This window comes from Paenibacillus marchantiae (assembly GCF_028771845.1).
GTDB lineage: Bacteria > Bacillota > Bacilli > Paenibacillales > Paenibacillaceae > Paenibacillus > Paenibacillus marchantiae.
The window spans coordinates 6674797-6691269 of sequence record NZ_CP118270.1; the positions used below are offsets into that span (position 1 = coordinate 6674797).

The window sequence follows — 16473 nt, forward strand, 5'->3', positions numbered from 1 at the left end:
GGTTATTGCTGTTCATCCGCAGATGAAACAAACAATCTCCTCGTTGATGCGAAATAACGGTCGCTCCCGGCAGGGTTGTCCTGCACTCCGAAATTAGCTTTCCGCCGCTTCAACTTTCAAGACTCTTCCAGCCATCGGGCTCAGATTACATCTGATCCGAAGAAGTCTATTCTCTGAGGAAAGGAACCTCGGCGTACTTCATTTCATCATCGATTTCTTGTTCTAAACATACCCCTCCATTATATCGATATGCCTATATGGTGTCAACGCACCCTTTAGGACCAGACTGTTGCTACGATTAGTCCGTTCTTCTTTTGATGTAATAGGCAAAAAAGTGCTGCACAATGACCTTCAGAACAGCAAAAACTGGCACCGCTAGAATGAGACCTACTATGCCCGCCAGTTCGCCTCCCACAAGGAGCGCGAAGATAATCGACAACGGATGTAAATGCAAAGTCCGCCCTACCACCTGAGGGGAGATGACGTTGCTCTCCAGCACCTGGCACAGTGTGTTCACAATAACAACGAAAAGCACCATTTTGAACGATACCGTAGACGCCATCACCACTGCAGGAGCAGCTCCAAGAAACGGCCCCAAATAAGGCACGATGTTAAATACAGCGACAATGCTCGCGAGCAGCAGTGCATAAGGCATATCAATGACCATGTAACCAATGTAGGCAAAGATGCCCACAATCACACAGACGATAAATTGTCCGCGAATATAGTTTCCCAAGGCCGTGTCAATCTCTTTCATAACCGAAACAATGGCCTTGCGCCGTGAGCGGGGCAGGTACGCCACAATCGTACGCTCGAACACCTCAAAATCTTTTAACATATAGAAAATGAGAAATGGCACGATAAACACGTTGAACAACACATTAATGGTTGTCCCGATATTATCCATCAGCTTCGTGATCCCCTGGGTCAGCCGATCCTCCATCTGGAAAAACCAGCTGTTCATACCTGTACGCACACTTGGCGGCATCAATTTGTGATCCATATTGTTCATCAGACTCTGAGCACGCATCGACAGTTCAGGCATATGCTCGTTCAGTTCCTCCAACTGTTCAATCAACACCGGAATGACATTCATCAGGATGACCCCGATACAGGTGAGGAAAAAAGCATAGATTAACAGCACGGCAATGGTTCGAGGGACTTTGCGCCCTCCCAGCATGCTTACAATCGGATTGAGAACATAGGATATGATGAGGGCCACGATAAATGGTGCCAGCACTGTTTTCAAAAATCCATATATATGAAGCAGTAATGGCCGCAGCAGCCATATAAAATATAGAATAATCAATCCGAGTAGCAGCCAGATGGCATAACGGAACAGCTTGTTTTTGGTTAATTGCTCCACTTGCATCTCTCCCTTTTGGACTGGCTCTGAAAGTCAGTATATGTAAGGAAGGGAATATTTATTAACACACAAAAAAAGCGTCTCCTTCATAACGAAGGAGACGCATCTTGTGATCCGGGTTAGCATATATTCATACAAGTTCCCTTGAACCACTATGTAACCGCAGCTATATACATCTGTCATCATTTCATGACAGCATTCAATGACAGTCTTTGTCATGAAACCGCATATAGAAGAAGTTATGCTTCTTATTAAGAAGAAGCATGAAGATGAGGGAAGTCTTGCGGCAGCTCTTCCCCGAAGAACAGATCATCGAGGGAGCTGAGCGTGCCATCTTCTTCCACTTGGTATACGGACATTTTCTCACCGTTCACTGTTAATTCGATAAAGCATCCCCAGCAATAAAACTGGTGGGAACCGATTTTCCCAATATCTTTGGAACTACAGTTTGGACATTTCATATTCATTCACCTATCCATTAACAGAATGAATGGCATTTTCCAAGCGCTGTTCACTCAGCGGCGGCACCATAATGGCACTTTCCCCAATAGACATATCGCTTGTACATGGCAGCCATTTGCGGCCCTCAATCAAATCGGACACAAAACCGTCCGTAATTTCAATCCCTATTATTGTATTTCCCAACTCCTGGTCAAAATAAACATCAGAGACACGTCCAAGCAGCAAACCTTCTTCGGTGAGCACGGACATCTCCTTCAATTTAGACTGGCCGAGGAGGTACGTGTGTTTTATGTCGTCGGCTCCCGTTTTGCGGACAGCCTGTTGATTACGGATCATGACGGCATCTTCGCCGTAGGCAACGATATCTTGCCACTGCACGATTTTGACATGACTGGTAAACAGGCCTTTGTTTTCAAGTTCAATGCCTTCAATTTTCCAATCGTCATTCACAATGAAATCCTGGATTTTACCGACCTGCTTTCCATCCTCAACGTCAAAAACGGCAAGTCCGATCATTTCCTGAAGCTTCATCGCAGGGTCCTCCTCATCTTCTTATCATTAAATAGTCGCGGCGCTATTGCTAGGTATGCCCAAAGTTGATGAGTGGCAATCAGACGCCGATCATCAAAACCGCTTCTATCCAACCGATGAAATGGAACTTCTTCCCTCCTTCTGTTCCATGTGCAAAGAGCCCCTTAGGCTCTATTACGCAGTCGCCCAAGAATGGTTCCAATTTTTTCGGCGGTTATCATGATTTCTTCCGTAGTATTACCCAACCCCCAGCTAAAACGAATCGCGGAATGCAAAAATGTCTCCGGCAGCTTCATCGCTTTGAGTACATGGGATACTTCGAGGGAACCGGAAGTACATGCCGAACCGCTCGCAACTGCGATGCCTTCCATATCCAGATTCATGAGCATCGTCTCTGTGGAAACTTCCGGAAAGCTGATGTTCAGGATATTGGGCAGCGTATATTCCGGATGTCCGTTGACGTGGAAATGCTCCAACCCTACATGCTGCTCCAATTGTTCCAGAAGTAATGATCGCAATGCCAGATCATGTTCACGGCGCGCATCCGCTTGTTCTCCTGATATTTTCAACGCCTCCGCAAAACCAGCGATACCCGCTATATTCTCGGTACCCGCCCGTCGCTGCCGTTCCTGAAGGCCACCATGAGATCTCGCTTCCAGCACAATTCCGCGCCGTACATATAGTGTACCCACACCTTGAGGACCATTAATTTTATGAGCAGAGAAGCTGATCAGATCCACAGGCAGTTCCTTGCAGGAAATTTCCTGGGTGCCAAGAGCCTGAACTGCATCGGTATGGAACAAAATATCATGTTGACGGGCCAATTCACCAATTTCGCGGATAGGCTGAATCGTACCCACTTCATTATTGGCATACATCATGGTGATCAGCACTGTATCTGGCCGGATGGCATCTTTCAGCTCTTCCAAACGTATTCTTCCGTACTCATCTACAGGCAAATAGGTCACGTCATAGCCTTGTCGCTCCAACTCCTGACAAGTATGCAGTACCGCATGATGCTCAATGGCCGTTGTAATGATGTGCCGTCCCCGTTCATTTCTCGCTGAAACTGCGCCAAATATCGCCAGATTGTCACTTTCCGTGCCGCCTCCGGTAAATACGAGTTCATCTGGGAAACAACCCAAAGACGCCGCAATGACATCCCTTGCTCCACTGACGGTCCGTTTGGCTTCACGCCCAAAGGCATGGATACTTGATGCATTGCCATATTGCCCTGTCATAACTTTCATCATCGCTTCCGCGACTTGTGGGTGCATAGGTGTCGATGCGGCGTGATCCAAATATATTCTTTTCATTGATTTCACCCCGTTATATGTTGGACTTCCATATTTTCAAATCATTAAAGAAGCTTGTTGCACGGCTAAAGCCCCCAAATATGGGGGCTTTAGTGTGTCGTCTGTGATGCTCATCATCAACTATATTAGATATAGAACATGTAGCTGTCTTTTTGCTCCTGATCCTGGAATGTAATCAGATCCTTCAGCGTTGTTGAATCCAATACTTCTGCAATGCCATCACGGATGCGCAACCACAAATCGCGCTTCGCCGGATCATCTTCCTCCGTGAAATCCACTGGAGAGATTGGACCTTCCAGTACACGAATAACATCCCCTGCCGTTACGGTAGCAGGATCGCCTGCCAGAATGTAACCGCCGTAGGCGCCACGGATACTCTTGACCAGTCCTGCATTACGCAGGGGAGCGATCAATTGCTCCAGATAATGCTCCGAGAGCTGGTTGCGCTCGGCAATACTTTTCAAAGATGTAGGGCCTTCGCCTGTTCTGGCTGCCAGCTCCATCATGATTGTGAGCCCATAACGGCCCTTTGTCGATATTTTCAAAGGAGTCACCTCTTTCAATTTTCGAAAAAACAAGTTGTAAAACATAAAATAACAGGATGTGGTCCAAGACCGTCTTTCTAGGATCCGCCACAGCGGGATATGAAAAATACAGACCTAGTCCCTCTAATCCTCCGTATTCCGATCATAACCCTCAGCTAATGTTAACATATCTGCATGCTTTATGGAAAAAAAAGATTGACGAAATTCCAAAATGTGCGCCTGTGGTGGACACTATCCAAAGTTGGCCGGGTGTATCGTAACTTGAGTCCGGTTATGCTAGAATAAGAAACGAAACACATTTATATAGAGAAATGGTGATAACGATGTCCAAAACAATTGAAAATACACGGGTCGTCGTTGGCATGTCCGGAGGTGTCGATTCTTCCGTCACCGCACTGCTGCTGAAGGAGCAGGGTTACGATGTCATCGGCATTTTCATGAAAAACTGGGATGACACGGACGAGTTCGGCCACTGTACTGCTGAAGAAGATTCAGAGGACGTACGCCGGGTTTGCGAACAGATCGGCATTCCTTACTACACTGTCAACTTCGAGAAAGAGTACTTTGATAAAGTATTTTCCTATTTCCTTGATGAATATAAGTCGGGTCGGACTCCGAATCCTGATGTCATGTGTAATCGTGAGATCAAATTCGGCGAATTCCTGAACAAAGCACTGGATCTCGGCGCTGATTATGTGGCTACAGGCCACTATGCTCGCCTCATTGAAGAAGATGGAACGTTCAAACTGCTGCGCGGTGTGGACAGTAACAAAGACCAAACGTACTTCCTCAATGCACTGAATCAGAACCAGCTGTCCAAAGCCATGTTCCCGATTGGTCATCTTCCAAAACCGGAAGTGCGCAAGATTGCAGAAGCAGCTGGCCTGTACACCGCGAAGAAAAAAGATAGCACAGGTGTCTGCTTCATCGGCGAGCGCAACTTCAAAGAGTTCCTGAGCAACTATCTTCCTGCCAAAGGTGGAGACATGGTTGATATTGCAACCGGAGAAGTGAAGGGCCGTCATGATGGTCTGATGTACTATACGCTTGGACAACGTCAAGGTCTCGGCATTGGCGGTTCCGGTAATGGTGAACCCTGGTTCGTGGCAGACAAGGATTTGGAGAAAAATCAACTGCTTGTCGTTCAAGGCGATGCACATGCAAGCCTGTATTCAACCGGTCTGACTGCAACAGGTGTAAACTGGATCGCAGGTGCAGCACACATGCCTAACGTACCATTCCGTTGTACCGCCAAATTCCGCTATCGTCAGCCGGATCAGGGTGTAACCCTGACATGGCAAGAAGATGGCAGCGTGGATGTACAGTTTGACCAACAGCAAAAAGCGATCACGCCAGGTCAAGCCGTTGTGTTTTATGATGGAGAAGTGTGTCTCGGCGGCGGAACGATCGATCAGGTTCAAAAAGTGCCTGTACCGGCGCTGCAATAGATCAATAACAGAAATGAATCCTTCCCCATATGGATTTTGCACAATACCCTGTATTCCTATAACAAAAGCCATCTTTCATGTATACCATGACGGATGGCTTTTTTCCTTCTTTTTCCTGCAAAAAAAATAATTATTTTCACTTATGCAGCCAGCCACACTCCTGCAAAAGAAGCCGCAACCCCCAGCAGTACCGAACTGATGACGTATATAAATGCTCTTAAGTAACGTTCCTGCCCCATCAAACCAAGGGTCTCATATCCAAATGTAGAGAATGTGGTATACGCTCCGCAAAATCCAGTCCCCCAAATCACCCAGACTTCTTCCGGGATTGAAGCTGACTTATGCCAGCCATAGAGTAATCCAAGTAACAGAGAACCACTGATATTAATGACCCATGTCCCCCATGGGAAGGCCGTTCCTAGCGAACCGGATATCCATCGACCCAAACTGTAGCGAAGCACCGCACCCAGCATTCCTGCAAGTCCAATCCAGATGATCATGGTGCAACACCATCCTGCGTCGGTTTACTCAGCATTCGCTGTCCAACTTTAATCCCCAATGCACACAGCAATAACCCTGCAAATACACTCACAACGAGGTATATAACAGCCTTCCCCCACATTCCTCCCTCGGATAAACGGACCATATCGAGAGTAAAGGTGGAGAATGTGGTGAATGCCCCAGTAAATCCCGTACCAATTGCAAGACGAAGTTGAGGCGTTATTTTACCTGGAAAAGCTATGGTGAAGAACCAACCCAAAAACAGGCTCCCGATGGCATTGATCAACATCACTGCCCAAGGAAAGCCCTCATTGGCTGCTGGCATCCATAACTGTATCCCATATCGGCATAATGTACCCAAAATTCCACCGATTCCAATATAGAATATTTCTTTCATCGTTCAAGCATCTCCCGGGTCATGGATCTTACAGCTCTCTGCGCCGCTGCTGGTTTAGACGAATCTTCGATTCATTGCCTTGTTCCGTTGCTTCATAGAAAATACGGCGTGAGAGCTGTTTCGGTAAATATTCCTGCTTCACATAATGGCCCGGATAATTGTGCGGGTATTGGTAGCCTTCATGTCCCAGCTTCACTGCACCGGAATAATGGGTATCCCTCAGATGAAGAGGGACTTCAGCCGATTTCACCTCATCAATGGCATTCATCGCTTTCGAGATCGCAGTGTACACCGCATTGGACTTCGGACTTTCAACAGCAAACAGGATTGCTTGGGCAATGTTCAGCTTGGCTTCAGGCCAGCCATTATTGCGATAAGCATCCAGCGCCCCAATGGCCTGGGTCATCGCTTGCGGATTCGCAAGTCCAATATCTTCACTGCTCGCTGCAATCAGACGACGTATAAACGTCATCGGGTCCATGCCCAGCTTCTCTACCGCATACAAAAACCAGAACAGTGCTGCATCACTGGAACCCCGGATGCTTTTATGAAATGCCGATAATACATCATATTGTGTCGATTCATCTGCCTTCACAATCGGACGACGAATAGATTCTTCAGCTACATCAAGCGTAATGTGAATCGAGCCGTCCTTCTCTGGCGGTGTAGTCAGTGCAGCAAGTTCCAAGGCGTTCAGCGCACGCCGAATATCGCCATTTGCCATCGTCGCAATATGCTCCAATGCCTCCTCGTCTGCCTGCAGATCCATGAATCCCAAACCTTTATCCACATCCGTCAGTGCCCGGCGCATCGCAATCAGGGAATGCTCTTTGTTCAAAGACTCCAGCTGAAACAGCGTGGAACGGCTCATCAAGGCCCCATTCACATAATGAAAGGGATTCTCTGTCGTTGCACCGATAAAAATGATCGTGCCCTTCTCTACTGCAGGCAGCAGTGCATCCTGACGTGAACTATTAAAGCGGTGTACTTCGTCGAGGAACAAAATGGTTTTTGTTCCGTACAACTGCTTGTTCGTTTGCGCCTGCTCGATGACTTCACGTACATCTTTGACGGAAGCATCCACTGCATTCAGACGGACGAACTGTCCTTGGGTATGCTGGGAAATAATATGTGCCAGTGTCGTCTTGCCACATCCCGGAGGACCATAAAGCAAGATAGACGAGATCTGATCCGCTTCGATAGCGCGCCGAAGCAATTTCCCCGGTCCAATAATGTGTTCTTGCCCAATATATTCATCAAGACGCTCTGGCCGCATGCGGTCAGCGAGCAGTCTTGCTTGAGGTTCTGAATCTTGCTGAAACGAAAATAAATCCATTGCTCATCACTTCCTTAACGGATTGCCTTTACTTGTTCCTTATTAAATTCTGATTAATCGCTATTCTCTATCATATCATACTCCCGCGGCAGCATACCCATAAATGCGCCAAGCGCACTGCTGACAAAAGCATCCTTGCGCGTAATAAAATGAGTCATCATCCGATTCATGCCTGCCGGGAGTGTGTGCTTGCGCAGTGATCCATTTTGGATCTGATGCCGAATGACGATTTCGGGTAACAGTGAAATTCCCATGCCGGATGTAACCCCGCTAATAATCGCTTCAAGGGTTCCAAATTCCATAATGACCGGACGGGTTACACCGCTAGCCGATAACCATTCCTCCAAAATCTGACGATACGAACATCCCATGCTGTAGACCAGAATCGGTTTACTGGTGAGTTCTTCATCTTCTGGTCCCATACCAGAGGAGACAACGAATAGTTCTTCATCGAATACGGGAGTAGAAGCAATATCAGGGTGATCACATGAACAACCGATAAACGCCCCTTCCAATTCATACCCAATAACCTGATCCATAAGCACTTGAGAGTTACCTGTATTCAAAGATAAGGAGACAGCCGGATGCTGTTTATAATATTTCGCAAAAAGCTCAGGTAAACGTACCGCTGCGGCAGTCTGCGTGGAGCCTATGCATAGTGGTCCAGAAGGTTCAATTGTAGAGCTCAACGCTTTACCAGCCTCATCGAGCAGGCCTACAATTTTATCCGCATACGTCAGCAGCATCTCACCTGCTGGAGATAACGTCATCCCCCGATTATGACGAATAAACAGCAGTGTCCCTACTTCGGATTCCAGATGTCGTATCCTTGCTGTGACATTGGACTGCACGTAACCGAGGCGCTCCGCAGCTCGGGTTAGATTCCCTTCTTGTGCGACACATTGAAATATCCTTAAATCCCCACTTTCCATAGTAAACCTCCCCAATAAAACGATATCCATTCTGACATCATTTAAAATGATATCTAATCCATTAACAATCATTATACAGTATAGCTGCTTCGAGCTACAATCGGGGTAATCAGAACACAGCAACTTACTACTCGCTGAGTTCACTTAAGGAGTGTTAATAATAATGAACTGGACGAACACTGTAGTTTTGGTAACCGGAGGTGGTACGGGTATAGGCCGAGATACCAGTATACTGCTCGCTAATCGTGGAGCAACCGTTGCCGTCAATTACTCCCGTTCCCAGGATGAGGCCGAAGAGACTGTACAACATATTTTGAATGCGGGAGGTCATGCTTTTGCAGTTCAGGCTAATGTGGGTTTCGATGTCGAGGTTCGTCAAATGGTAGCCTTTATCACTAATAAAGTTGGCCCTGTGACCGCACTCGTAAATAACGCCAGCATTACGCATCATATCCCAATGAAGGATCTGGAATCCGTAACGGATGACATATGGAATGAACTATATGACGTTAATGTTAAAGGCATGTTTTACTGCGCACGAGCTGTAGCGAAAGGAATGCAGCAGGCAGGTCAAGGCGCAATCGTTAACCTTGGCAGTATCGCTGGCAGCACAGGATCTGGGTCCTCCCTTCCTTACGCAGTTTCCAAAGCAGCAGTACACGGTTTGACGAAGTCTTTGGCACACTCGCTATCCCCCGATATTCGGGTTAACGCCATCATTCCGGGTGCAGTCGCAACCCGATGGTGGGCAGGAAAGGAAGAACAAATGCATCGTCTGGGTGGTGAATTATTGTTGCAGCGAATAGCGGCAAGCGAAGACATTGCACATATGATATGCGCCGCGTTGGAGCAACCATCCATGACAGGGCAACTGATTACAGTAGATAGCGGTCAGACGTTATGATTATGAGCATGGGAAGCGAAGTGGAGGAATCCTGATGAAGCCTTTAAAATATACGCTCCTGATCCTTGTTACAACTCTCATCATGGGAACCTCGTTTCCCGTAGGAAAAATCGGTATGATGTATGCTCCTCCCTTTTTGTTAATGGGACTTCGCTATATATTGGCAGGAGCATTACTAGCGTGGCTCATCAGAAAACGCCCCATGCCTGTGGGGTGGAAACAGTGGATGCAAATCGCCGTAATCGGTCTGTTCCAGTCGGCGGGAGTGATGGGCTGTGCCTACTACAGCATGAACTGGATCAGTTCGGGAGAGTCCGCCATAATCACCTTTACGAATCCGTTGCTTGTCATCATCCTGAGTGCTGCTCTATATGGTGTGTCCTATCGTTTTAGCCAGTGGACCGGTGTGATTCTCGGATTTGTCGGAGTGGCGCTGACCTTTGGATTCCATCTGAGCTTGAGTCCAGGGACATGGATTGGGTTTGGTGGCGCTGTCTCCTTTGCTGTATCCACGTTGCTCATTAAGCGCTGGGGAGCTGCTCATGATACATTTGTACTTACCGCTTACCAAATGCTCGCTGGAGGGGCAGTACTGCTTCTACTGAGTGTGTTTACAGAGCAGCCTCGTTTTATCGTAAATACAACGTCCATCGTTGTCCTGGTTTGGCTGACAATTTTCTGTTCCATCATTCAGTTCACCCTCTGGTTTTATTTGCTGCAGAACACAGATCCGGCCAAAACCAGTTCCTTTCTTTTTCTGGCACCGCTGTTTGGACTGCTGTCGAGCTTCGTCTTGTTGGAAGAGCATGTCGGCTGGATTGTGGGTGCAGGTGGGGTAATGATCTGTCTGGGCATTTTCCTGGTTAACCGCCACCCCTCCAGACATAAGTCAGTTTGGGAATAAGCCGAGTTTGACCCAACGTACACCTGCAAATTAACCAGCAGAAGAACAACAACCAAACTTTAGGTGTACCTCTCGAAAATAATACTCATCTGAAAAGTACAAAAAAGAGCATGGTGCTTTAACAGCGCCATGCTCTTTCTTTATTGATGCTATGTTCAACAACAAGGTTTCACTCTGCCTCGCTGTCAGGCCAACCCTGAATGGCAACAGACTCGCCTTCCAGATTGTGGGTTGCAGCAGCATAGTCTGGCAATGGGCCGTCGTGGAATAACCACAGTTCATGCAATGCCCGTGTACAGCCAACGTATAACAGCTTCGCATCACCCGCATTGGGCAAATAGTGTTTCTCATCGCTATCCGCTACGATAACTGCATCAAACTCCAACCCTTTCGACAAATAGACAGGTAAAACGGAATGACCGCCTGTGTACTGTTTTTTGCCGCCGTCAATCAAGTTCAGATCCCAACCTGCGGCCTGGAGCTCCTGATGAAGTTCCTTTGCCTCACGCAGGGTACGAGTCAAAATAGAGACTGTGCGATAGTCTTTGACCGTCAAGAGCTTCAGAGCCTGTTCGAGGCTTGCTGTGCGCCCTTCTACCCCATAGGACAATGTCCGTACAGGATCACCACTCCGGAATACAGGAATTGCCGTAATACCGCTTTTGACGCCCCGCTCCAGAATCGTATTGGCATAATCGATAATTTCCATTGTCGAGCGATAACTCCGGGTCAATGCAAAGTATGCATTCTGTTCCTCGGGAAACAGCGAACTCATCTCTTCCCACGCGTGAACACCACGGTACTCATGAATGCCTTGGGACAGATCCCCCAGTATGGTGAAAGAATGCCCTTTGACAAACTGATCCAATAGCGCCACATGAAAAGGAGAAAAGTCCTGCGCTTCATCAATGACGACATGATCGAATCGCTCGGAGCCTTCAATATCATGAACCAAGGTATGAATGTACACCAATGCAGGCAAATCCTCTTCACGGATAATATCCTGCTTCAGATCTGCAGCCGTTTGCTTCATCACCAATTTGGGAATAAGCCCGCTGAGCGAGGCAGGTACCGAACCGCCTTTAACAACCTTAAACAGCTGTTTGTACAGCGTAAGCGGTTCATATTGAGGCCATTTTTTGGCGTAGGCCTTCTCACGAGTTGCCGCTTTCTTCTTACGCTCTTTGCGAATGGCTTCCGGGGAAGGTTTCTTGAGTTCCATCTCAATCCAGCGGTGAATACGCGCCATAACCCGCTCTTTGCGTTTCGCCAGCGGATAATGTTTGTACTCATCCCCGAACCAGTTCTCAATCTCGGCTTTGCTGAGCACTGCACCATCCCATGGGCTGAAGTCCATATCAGGTACGGATTCCTCTTCCATCCCGGATAGCCACTCCCCAATCAGTTCCATGAAGCGGATCGAGCCTTTATAACGCCCAGGCACATCATCATTGAGTTCAGGACGTGCATCCGGCGTTTCAAACCAAGTGTTCAATGTCTCCGACGTGTCCGCCAAAGGCAGGTCCAGCCCCAGCAGGTTCATCGCCCAATCCGGGAATGTACGCTGCTGAATATCTCCTACACCGAGCTCTGGGAGTACATCGGATATGTAATCCAGGAACATGTGGTTGGGTGCGAAAATAACCATTTTCTCCGCTGATACCTGTTCCTTGTATTGATATAGCAAAAAGGCAAGCCGATGCAGTGCGACGGTTGTTTTACCCGAACCGGCCACACCCTGAATGATCAATGCGGTGTTTCTCGCCGCACGAATGATCTGATCCTGCTCCGCCTGAATGGTGGATACGATATCACGGAGCTTGTTGTCCTTGTTCTCTCCCAATCGATACACAAGGAATTCATCCGATACAGCTGGCTGGTCACTGTCCCGATTGTACGTATCCGCTACACGTTCCAATATACGCTGCCGAATAACAACGTTTCGTTTCAGATAAACCAGGCCCTCAATAAGTCCCTCTGGGGCTTCATACGTTGCGGAGGCTTCCCCTCCGGTAAATGAGTAAAACAGGCTTGCGACAGGAGCACGCCAATCGATGACGAGCGGATGCTCTCCCACCTCTTCGCGGTCTACGCCGATTTTGCCAATATACAGCGGTTTCCGTGCACCACTGCCCTGTTCTTCGAAATCCAAGCGTCCGAAATAGGGTTGCTGCGCGCTCTTGGACAAGGCGGTGCGGCGCTCTTCACGTCCGGCCTCCAGCACTTGCTCTGTGAAGTCGTGGCCGGTGTATACCGGGATATTCTGCAGCCGTTCCAGCTGACTGTCCACTTCCTTCATCGTTCGCTCTAACCTGTACTCTTCTTCTTGATAGGCACTTTGAAAGCTGTCTGACATGTTTCAGTTACCTCCTAAGAATATGTTTTGCTCTGCATAGTCAATCACTGACGACACAAAAGGATACCCACTATATCATATTGATGTATAAAAAGCTACAGTAGCCTGGATAGCAAAATGAAAGAAACCGCTGTTCCTGTTCGCAAAGAACAGATGAACAACGGTCATCCTTTAACATCATACCGGCTCAGAATCCGGCTTCCCATCCTGTGCCACAAACTGTTTCTGTGCCAGTTCACGGTATACCGGATGGTTGCTAATTAGCTCCGCATGTGTTCCGGTTCCCGTCACATGTCCCTGTTCCAGAACAACAATCTGATCAGAATCGACAACGGTGGACAATCGATGTGCAATAACAACTGTCGTTCGTCCTTCCATCAGATTGGACAAGGCTTGCTGTACCTCATGTTCCGAGGTGCTGTCCAGACTGGACGTCGCTTCATCCAGCATCAGAATATCCGGGCTACGCAGCAGTGCACGAGCAATAGCGATCCGTTGACGTTGACCACCGGAGAGCTTGATTCCGCGTTCTCCCACTTCTGTATCGTAGCCCTGAGGCAATTTATCAATAAAAGCGGAGGAATAAGCCATTTCTGCCGCCTGTCTAATTTCGTCCATATTCGCCTCACGGCCCAGCCCGTATGTCATGTTTTCCTTAATTGTGCCTGCCATCAGAGGGCTCTCCTGTGATACATATCCAATCTTGCTTCGCCAGGAGGCTAATGAATAATCCGTTATAGCTTGTCCACCATACGATATACTGCCCGACCCCGGAAGATAGAACTGTTCCAACAGGGAGAATAGCGTTGATTTCCCGCTGCCGCTTGGCCCAACAATGGCCGTCACTTTACGGGCCGGAACGGTCAGATTAATTCCATGCAGTACCTCTTCCCCTGTTACATAAGAGAAGTGCAGGTTGTTAAATGTAATTGTCTCATTGCCCTTAGGAGCTATTGCTGTGCTATGACGAGGTTCTTCTTCATGTGCCAGAATGGCCTGAATGCGTTCTGTCGCACCGACAACCTTTTGCAGACGTGAATACAGTGTCGTAAATTGCCCCATCGGCATAATCACTTGGAACAACAACAGAATGAAGGCGACCAGTTCACCCGGAGATAGCAAGCCAGAAGCTACCCGCATGCCGCCAACACCCAGAATAACAACCAGTACAGCCGTCATGACAAACGTAAAGAGTGGACCAATCAACGCCAAAATCCGCGCTTCCTGGAGTCCAAAAGCAAACATCTTCCCAATACGGGAATCGCCTGCTTCCGCCTCCTGTTTCTCCGTACCATAAGCTTTCACCAAACGAATCTCGCCAATGACTTGGCTGAGCACCGAAGTAAGACCTGCCATTTCGTCCTGCTGCTTTTTGGAGATTTTGTACATTTTACGACCAACAGGCAGCAGGATGAGTAGCGTTAGCGGCACCAGACTCAGAATAATGAGTGACATGACCCAGTCCAGATAGAAAAGCAACGCTACCCCGCCCACAACCGCAACGATATTGGATACAAAAGAAACGAGATAATCCGCAATTAGCGTCATAATCTGACTTGTATCATTCGTGATTCGACTCATCGTATCACCCGTACGATTCCGGTCGAAATATGGCATCGGCAAGGATAACACCTTGTTCCACAGCTTCGTTCGCAATGTCGCAACCACCCGTTGACCTGCATAGTTCAACATATAGATGCTGATGCCTGAAGCGATAGCCTGAATAACAAATGCCCCCAGCAGCAGGAAAATAACGGACTTGTTCAGCGCAGACATCGTGAGCCCATCAATCAGGCCTTTGGTCATCAGCGGAACAATCAGTCCGGCTGTCGTCTGAATAAGTGTCAGGATCAACGCTATGATCAGAATAAGCTTCGGTGGATTTGTGGCAGCAATCAGCTTCACAAAATCCTTGAATCCCTTTTTTCCTATTTTCGATTCAGCTTGACCTGCCTGTTGTTGCTCTTCCATTTCCGTTCCCCCGTTCTCTCCTTGTTCACCAGAGATCATACGTACGAACTACATTACGTTTCCTGTCTTTTACAATATCCCATGCAGCACGAAATTGGCCAAAAACAGGATGGCAATGCCATACATGACTTTAGGCACCTGTTTGCCCTGACCCGCCGCCAGCTTCGCCACCGGATACGCAATGAATCCAAATGCCATACCGTCCACGATGCTATACGTAAATGGAATCATGACCATGATCAAAAAAGCCGGAAAAGCTTCCGTGAAATCACTGAAATCCATATCCTTCACACTTTGTACCATCAAGCCGCCAATAATGATCAAAATCGGTGCAATAGCACTGTCCGGAATATAACCCAACAGCGGAATAAAGAAGAACGTTGCACCAAACAGCACTGCGGTAACCAGTGGAGTCAAGCCTGTCCGCCCACCTGCTGCTATGCCCGCTGTTGTCTCCGCCGCAGCTACAGTAGGGCTGCTGCCAAAAATTCCAGCAAAAATATTCGAGATCGACAGCGCCCGCAAACTGCCCTTAAACCTTTGGGGGCGACCAATAAGATGGGTTTGGGCTGTGATCAGGCCGATGTTCTCAAATACAACAATCAGCAACAACAGAAATACAGCAATCCAGAACGATAGATCCAACAGATTTGCGAAGGACAGCTGGGCAAACAAACCGCCGTATTGATGCAGTGCTTCTGTGGCAGACACAGGATCACCTGGTTTTACAGCACCAAGCACATAAGCTAGTCCTGTTCCCGCCAAAATACTTATCAGAAGCCCGCCTTGTACATTGCGTATAAATAAAATCAAGGCGATCACAAGAGTGACACAGGCGGTGATCACTCCAGGATCATTAAAATGTCCGATCGCCACAAACGTGGTCTGATGTGCGATGACGATTCCGCTTTTTTGCAAACCAATAAACGTCAGGAACAAGCCAATCCCCACCGTAATGCCATGCTGCAGGTTTTTCGGAATGGCCTCACTAATTATTTTATATAACGATGTAAAAGCTACGACCGCAAACAGCACACCAGTGACGGATACAACCGCCAAGGCTTCCTGCCAGCTCAATTTCATCGAATGTACGAGTGTGTAAGTGAAAAATGCATTGATGCCCATGCCAGGTACAACGATAATCGGCGACTTACCGCCAAATGCCATCAGCAAACAACCTGCGATGGACGTCAGCAGTGTACCCACCATTGCCGCCTGTAGCGGCATTCCGGCATCGGCCAGAATTGTTGCATTGACCATTACGATGTACACCACGGCAAAATAGGAAATGGCCCCCGCCACAATTTCCTTCTTCCACTGGTCTCCCGGCTCCAGGCCAAGTCGTCTGGTCATCCATCCTTGTTTCATTCGTTCCGTTCCCCTCTCTCTATGTAAGCCGAACAAATGTAGTTATCAGTTACCATCATTTCGCACAGCACCACATATCATACACGCTTTTGGGATTGAAGTACATCACGTAACCCTGACATTTGTTAAGGTTTGC

The 16473-nt window shown here is 47.9% G+C and carries 15 protein-coding genes; 3 read left to right on the forward strand and 12 right to left on the reverse strand.

Features of this window, described 5'->3' with window-relative positions; all coding sequences use genetic code 11:
• Positions 1-298: 298 nt before the first annotated feature.
• The 5 genes from PTQ21_RS29985 to cymR all read right to left on the reverse strand — a co-directional run bounded on the left by PTQ21_RS29985 (position 299) and on the right by cymR (position 4220).
• Positions 299-1366, reverse strand: a complete 1068-nt coding sequence (locus tag PTQ21_RS29985; RefSeq protein WP_063566848.1) for an AI-2E family transporter — start codon at positions 1364-1366, stop codon at positions 299-301.
• Between the two features lie 251 nt (positions 1367-1617).
• Positions 1618-1827: a hypothetical protein gene (locus PTQ21_RS29990; RefSeq protein ID WP_024633070.1), complete on the reverse strand. Its 210-nt coding sequence runs from the start codon at positions 1825-1827 to the stop codon at positions 1618-1620.
• Between the two features lie 10 nt (positions 1828-1837).
• The gene (locus PTQ21_RS29995) at positions 1838-2359 is read right to left on the reverse strand and encodes a PRC-barrel domain-containing protein (protein ID WP_024633069.1); all 522 of its coding nucleotides are present in this window, start codon (positions 2357-2359) and stop codon (positions 1838-1840) included.
• A gap of 164 nt (positions 2360-2523) precedes the next feature.
• Positions 2524-3675 carry a cysteine desulfurase family protein gene (locus PTQ21_RS30000; RefSeq protein WP_072734758.1) on the reverse strand — a complete coding sequence of 384 codons (1152 nt, stop codon included), beginning with the start codon at positions 3673-3675 and terminating at the stop codon, positions 2524-2526.
• A gap of 125 nt (positions 3676-3800) precedes the next feature.
• Positions 3801-4220 carry a cysteine metabolism transcriptional regulator CymR gene (cymR, locus tag PTQ21_RS30005; RefSeq protein WP_063566846.1) on the reverse strand — a complete coding sequence of 140 codons (420 nt, stop codon included), beginning with the start codon at positions 4218-4220 and terminating at the stop codon, positions 3801-3803.
• A 323-nt stretch (positions 4221-4543) separates the two neighbouring features.
• Between cymR and mnmA the strand changes: the two genes are divergently transcribed.
• The gene (gene mnmA / locus PTQ21_RS30010; protein WP_063566845.1) at positions 4544-5668 is read left to right on the forward strand and encodes a tRNA 2-thiouridine(34) synthase MnmA; all 1125 of its coding nucleotides are present in this window, start codon (positions 4544-4546) and stop codon (positions 5666-5668) included.
• 140 nt (positions 5669-5808) lie between these two features.
• Here mnmA and crcB (PTQ21_RS30015) read toward each other — a convergent pair whose 3' ends face one another.
• Genes crcB (PTQ21_RS30015) through PTQ21_RS30030 form a run of 4 tightly spaced genes read right to left on the reverse strand, consistent with a single transcriptional unit; the run spans position 5809 to position 8834 of the window.
• Positions 5809-6168 (reverse strand): fluoride efflux transporter CrcB, encoded by a 360-nt coding sequence (gene crcB / locus PTQ21_RS30015; protein ID WP_063566844.1) that lies wholly within the window; start codon positions 6166-6168, stop codon positions 5809-5811.
• Positions 6165-6566: a fluoride efflux transporter CrcB gene (gene crcB / locus PTQ21_RS30020; RefSeq protein ID WP_274568263.1), complete on the reverse strand. Its 402-nt coding sequence runs from the start codon at positions 6564-6566 to the stop codon at positions 6165-6167. Before crcB (PTQ21_RS30020) ends, crcB (PTQ21_RS30015) begins: the two co-directional genes overlap by 4 nt.
• Positions 6567-6594: 28 nt before the next feature.
• Entirely contained in the window at positions 6595-7902 is a 1308-nt protein-coding gene (locus PTQ21_RS30025) for a replication-associated recombination protein A (protein WP_072734760.1), read from the reverse strand.
• A gap of 53 nt (positions 7903-7955) precedes the next feature.
• Positions 7956-8834 carry a LysR family transcriptional regulator gene (locus tag PTQ21_RS30030; protein WP_274568264.1) on the reverse strand — a complete coding sequence of 293 codons (879 nt, stop codon included), beginning with the start codon at positions 8832-8834 and terminating at the stop codon, positions 7956-7958.
• Positions 8835-8997: 163 nt separating this feature from the next.
• Here PTQ21_RS30030 and PTQ21_RS30035 point away from each other — a divergent pair, with 163 nt between their 5' ends.
• Both PTQ21_RS30035 and PTQ21_RS30040 read left to right on the forward strand, forming a co-directional pair.
• The gene (locus PTQ21_RS30035) at positions 8998-9738 is read left to right on the forward strand and encodes an SDR family NAD(P)-dependent oxidoreductase (protein ID WP_274568265.1); all 741 of its coding nucleotides are present in this window, start codon (positions 8998-9000) and stop codon (positions 9736-9738) included.
• Positions 9739-9772: 34 nt separating this feature from the next.
• The gene (locus tag PTQ21_RS30040; protein ID WP_274568266.1) at positions 9773-10642 is read left to right on the forward strand and encodes a DMT family transporter; all 870 of its coding nucleotides are present in this window, start codon (positions 9773-9775) and stop codon (positions 10640-10642) included.
• Between the two features lie 169 nt (positions 10643-10811).
• Here PTQ21_RS30040 and PTQ21_RS30045 read toward each other — a convergent pair whose 3' ends face one another.
• From PTQ21_RS30045 to PTQ21_RS30055, 3 genes are all read right to left on the reverse strand, one after another.
• Positions 10812-12998, reverse strand: coding sequence for a HelD family protein (locus PTQ21_RS30045; RefSeq protein ID WP_274568267.1), 2187 nt, complete (start codon positions 12996-12998; stop codon positions 10812-10814).
• Positions 12999-13175: 177 nt separating this feature from the next.
• Positions 13176-14969, reverse strand: a complete 1794-nt coding sequence (locus PTQ21_RS30050) for an ABC transporter ATP-binding protein (RefSeq protein ID WP_090953892.1) — start codon at positions 14967-14969, stop codon at positions 13176-13178.
• Between the two features lie 69 nt (positions 14970-15038).
• Positions 15039-16337 carry an NCS2 family permease gene (locus PTQ21_RS30055; protein WP_063567718.1) on the reverse strand — a complete coding sequence of 433 codons (1299 nt, stop codon included), beginning with the start codon at positions 16335-16337 and terminating at the stop codon, positions 15039-15041.
• Between the last annotated feature and the right edge of the window lie 136 nt (positions 16338-16473).

Excerpts from the sequence above, each read along its gene's own strand:
- PTQ21_RS29990 (WP_024633070.1), bottom strand. The coding sequence starts at position 1,827 with ATGAAATGTCCAAACTGTAGTTCCAAAGATATTGGGAAAATCGGTTCC.
- PTQ21_RS29995 (WP_024633069.1), bottom strand. The coding sequence starts at position 2,359 with ATGAAGCTTCAGGAAATGATCGGACTTGCCGTTTTTGACGTTGAGGAT.
- PTQ21_RS30000 (WP_072734758.1), bottom strand. The coding sequence starts at position 3,675 with ATGAAAAGAATATATTTGGATCACGCCGCATCGACACCTATGCACCCA.
- mnmA (WP_063566845.1), top strand. The coding sequence starts at position 4,544 with ATGTCCAAAACAATTGAAAATACACGGGTCGTCGTTGGCATGTCCGGA.
- crcB (WP_063566844.1), bottom strand. The coding sequence starts at position 6,168 with ATGATCATCTGGATTGGACTTGCAGGAATGCTGGGTGCGGTGCTTCGC.
- crcB (WP_274568263.1), bottom strand. The coding sequence starts at position 6,566 with ATGAAAGAAATATTCTATATTGGAATCGGTGGAATTTTGGGTACATTA.
- PTQ21_RS30025 (WP_072734760.1), bottom strand. The coding sequence starts at position 7,902 with ATGGATTTATTTTCGTTTCAGCAAGATTCAGAACCTCAAGCAAGACTG.
- PTQ21_RS30030 (WP_274568264.1), bottom strand. The coding sequence starts at position 8,834 with ATGGAAAGTGGGGATTTAAGGATATTTCAATGTGTCGCACAAGAAGGG.
- PTQ21_RS30035 (WP_274568265.1), top strand. The coding sequence starts at position 8,998 with ATGAACTGGACGAACACTGTAGTTTTGGTAACCGGAGGTGGTACGGGT.
- PTQ21_RS30040 (WP_274568266.1), top strand. The coding sequence starts at position 9,773 with ATGAAGCCTTTAAAATATACGCTCCTGATCCTTGTTACAACTCTCATC.
- PTQ21_RS30045 (WP_274568267.1), bottom strand. The coding sequence starts at position 12,998 with ATGTCAGACAGCTTTCAAAGTGCCTATCAAGAAGAAGAGTACAGGTTA.
- PTQ21_RS30050 (WP_090953892.1), bottom strand. The coding sequence starts at position 14,969 with ATGGAAGAGCAACAACAGGCAGGTCAAGCTGAATCGAAAATAGGAAAA.
- PTQ21_RS30055 (WP_063567718.1), bottom strand. The coding sequence starts at position 16,337 with ATGAAACAAGGATGGATGACCAGACGACTTGGCCTGGAGCCGGGAGAC.